The organism is uncultured Clostridium sp., from assembly GCF_934754915.1.
Taxonomy (GTDB): Bacteria; Bacillota; Clostridia; order Clostridiales; family Clostridiaceae; genus Clostridium.
In genome coordinates this window covers 1-2,064 of record NZ_CAKVKB010000309.1, presented here as the reverse complement: position 1 = coordinate 2,064, position 2,064 = coordinate 1, and the positions used below count along the sequence as shown (strand labels likewise).

Below are 2,064 nucleotides of genomic sequence, written 5' to 3'. Positions count from 1 at the left end.
AAAAGAAGTTTCAATGCCCCAGCGTAAGCGATAGCAGGTTTTAATATCGTTTATATCAAACGAAAACGGAAGATTTGGGTGAAAGGGTACCAGGCACCGGTAAGAGAGAATGAGGGGGGGCAGACCTCAGGAAGAGGAAATACAGTATGATCTGACCACCTTATAAATTTCTTATAGTTTATTGAAAAAGGGGAAGATAAAAAATAGATCGAAAAACAGGAATTTTATAACAAGTAAAAATATATTAAGGAAAGTGGAGAGCATGGGATACGAAATAGAATTTAAATTAATTAATATAAAAAATATGAATAAAATTCAACATGTTGAGGAAGTAGATGAGTCTCTTTTTGGAGAACTCATAAAAGTAAAGCACATAAGCGATATTTCAAATGAATATTATGAATCAATAATGCAAAGTGTGTCTTTTAGTATTGCATGTGAGGCAAAATATATTGGATGTACTAATAGAATTGGACATTTTGAATTTGAAATCATCAAGGAAAGTATTAAATATGTTGTTGTTTTTCAACATGATACATATGAAAATAATTTTCAGTTAACAGTAAAAATTGGATATAAAAATTTGAATGATAAAGAAAAAATGAAGGGAAAATACGATGAATTTTTAGAAAAACTAAAATTGCATATAAAAAATAATATAATTAAAGATTGGGAAAAATGCATTTGGATAAGTGATACACAATCTTTGTGGTTGGCAGAGGAGGTATATACTGAAATTTATAGAGCAGAAAATGAACTTCGAGCTTTTGTCAGCAAGGTGATGATTGATAGCTTTGGTGCTGAATGGTATGATAGGCCAGAATTTACAAAAATGAAAGCAAGTATAGAATTGAATGCCAATGATATTAAAAAAAATGTGCCAAGTTTTGCGAATATCGATATAAGTCTTTATACAATAACGTTAGAGGGGTTAATGACAACTATAAAATCGGATATTTATACTGAAAAAATGGAAGGTGATGAAAATACTCAAAGGGAGATTAAAGAGAAAATTTTTTCAACTACGCAATTAGATAAAATGCAATCAACCTTGGATTTTTTAAAATCAAAATATAAAAAGCAATTTAATATATGGAATAAATTTTTTGAACACTTTATTGATGAGCCTAGTGATTTTCAAAACATATTAAACAAATTTATTACAAATAGAAATCATGTAGCTCATAATAAGTTACTAGATTTATTTACTAAAAATAAAATGTTAGATGAAACAAAAAAATTTAGAGAATATATAAGGAATGCTATAGAAAATTTTGATAAAGAAAAAATTTCAATGGAAGTTGAAGAGACATTACAAGCTATAGATGAGCAGAAGGAAGCTGCTAAAGATGAAGAAAGAATGAATTTAGAAATAATTGAATCGGAATCAGGTGTGGAAATTAAAAATAAAGATGAAATTTTAAAAGTTTTTCAAAAAATTATAAGTAGTGACTTAGAAATTGTGTGCCTACAACCGTATTCTGTTGAAAAAATGAAGTTACAGGATATTAATAAAGAACAACTTCTAATGAAAATATCCTTTGAACAAAAAATTTTATTAGAAATTTTTGGATATGTTATAATTGATGATTCAGAAGGTGCAAGTAGCATATTAAAATTAGTTGCTAAAGGAATAAATAATAAAGATATAGGGGAGGCAAGTATTGAGTATATTAATGGGGAAGCCGAATATAATGTAGAGCAAGGTTGCTATATGCCGGTTACTAAAGAAGAATTAAATATTGAAGGAGTACAAAGTATAATCAGATCTATAGAAGAATATTTGGTAGACTGTAAATGGTAGGGTTCCAGCAATGCCATTTAGCTACATGCATCCAATGCCTGTCCCCGGCAAAAAAGTATAAAATTTATAAAAGTTCTATAAACAAAAGTTTACATTTTGTGCAGAGGAGACTGAGCAGCACGAGAGGGCAGCGTGTTACTGCTCAGCTCAACTTATCAAGAGAGTGAAAAAATAGGATGACAACGGTTGCATTTAGTGCTATACTTGTAAACGCTCAATAGTGGATGCGTAGACAGTGGTCTCATTTTTTGAGATAATAG

General features: G+C 29.5%; 1 protein-coding gene. It reads left to right on the top strand.

What is annotated here, in order from left to right; all coding sequences use genetic code 11:
* Positions 1 to 262: 262 nt before the first annotated feature.
* A complete protein-coding gene (locus Q0F58_RS19185; protein ID WP_294379654.1) occupies positions 263 to 1,804 on the top strand; it encodes a hypothetical protein in 1,542 nt (513 codons plus the stop codon).
* Positions 1,805 to 2,064 lie beyond the last annotated feature (260 nt).